The organism is Catenulispora rubra (genome assembly GCF_015356825.1).
Classification (GTDB): domain Bacteria; phylum Actinomycetota; class Actinomycetes; order Streptomycetales; family Catenulisporaceae; genus Catenulispora; species Catenulispora rubra.
On sequence record NZ_JAACYW010000609.1, the window covers coordinates 1 to 1,513 of the forward strand.

1 protein-coding gene is annotated in these 1,513 nt (G+C 73.0%); it reads right to left on the minus strand.

Annotated features, from left to right (window positions below):
* Positions 1-176 precede the first annotated feature (176 nt).
* Positions 177-1,513, minus strand: a 1,337-nt coding sequence (gene dprA, locus GWK61_RS54500) for a DNA-processing protein DprA (protein ID WP_228564566.1), incomplete at its 5' end; no start/stop codon positions are given.

Genomic DNA, 1,513 nt, shown 5'->3' on the forward strand with positions numbered 1-1,513 from the left:
AGGGGAAGGGGTCGGGGGGCGGTCGATCGCGGCTCCTTTCTCGATGGGGAAATCGGGTTCGGGTGCTGAGTCGAGTCGTGGCTGACGTCGGGAGTGAATTCGTAGCTAAGGTCGTGGCTGAAGTCGTGAGCAAGAGAGCGAGTCGGCGGCGGCGTTCGTAGTTCGCCGCGGCGGGCTCACGGGAGCAGGCGCGCGCACCACCCCCTCTCCTCGCGGTCCACCCAGCCGGCCGCGGTGAGCCGGTTCAGCGCCGCGTGCACGGTGCGGGGTTCGAGGCCCGCGGCCAGGGCGGCTTCGACGGTGTCGAGCGTGCCGCGGCCCGCGACCGGGAGCGCGTCCAGCACGCGGGCCGCGATCGGGTCGAGGGAGTCGCGGGGACGCCTGGAGCTGGTGCGCTCGGCCAGGTCGGCGCCGAGTTCGCCGAGTTGTTCGATGACTTCGGCGGCGCTGGTGACCAGGAGGGCGCCGTCGCGGATCAGCTGGTGGGAGCCCTCGGAGGCCTCCGAGGTGACCGGGCCCGGCACCGCGAGTATGGGACGGCCGAGTTCGTCGGCGAGGCGTGCGGTGACGAGGGAGCCGCTGCGGGCCGCCGCTTCCACCACGACGGTTCCAAGACCCAGCGCCGCGATGACGCGGTTGCGGTCGAGGAATCGGAAGCGGCTGACGGAGGTGCCCGGCGGCAGCTCGGAGACGACGAGACCGTCGGAGGCGATCGCTCCGATCAGCGCTTCGTGGCCGGCGGGGTAGACGAGGTCGATGCCGCAGGCGAGGGCCGCGACCGTCACGCCACGCGCGGCCAGTGCTCCACGGTGTGCGGCACCGTCGATACCGCGCGCCGCGCCAGAGATCACGGCCCATCCGCGCTCGGCCAGGCCGGCCGCGAGCTCGCCAGCGACGTGCATGCCGTAACCGGTGGCGATGCGCGCGCCGACGATCGACACGGCGCGCCTCGACGCCGCGACCAGATCGGCCGTGCCGAGGAACCACATGCCGAGCGGGGCGGCGTCGCCGAGGTCGTCGAGCGCCGTCGGCCACTGCGGGTCGGCCGGGATGACGTAGCGGGCGCCGGTCTTCTCGCCGACCGCCAGATCGGCATCGGGATCAGCGCGGTAGCAGCGGGTCTGGAGTGTGTTGGCGCGGGCGATGAGAGCAGCACGATCGCCAGCCGACGCTTCGTCTTGGGACGACAGGAGGTCTGCGGCGCTTCCGGAGAGGAGCGCCGAGGCGACGGTCGGGGCGCCGAAGCGTGCGACGAGGCGACAGAGCAGCGCGTCGCCGGGCTCGGAGGCGTGATGGAGGACGAGGCGCGCACGGCGGTCTGCGGCCGTGGGGTCGTGCGGGGCGGACGTGACGAGGACTGGTTCGGGCGCGCGGCAGAAAGTTGGCGATGAAGGGGTCGGTACAGGGGCGGGTGGCGCGGGAGGTTCGGTCGGAGCGTGGTCCGGCGACGCGGCGGGAGGCTCTGGGGTGGTGCTTGGCCCGCGGTTGGCAGTCGCGTAGAAGAGCGAGTTCG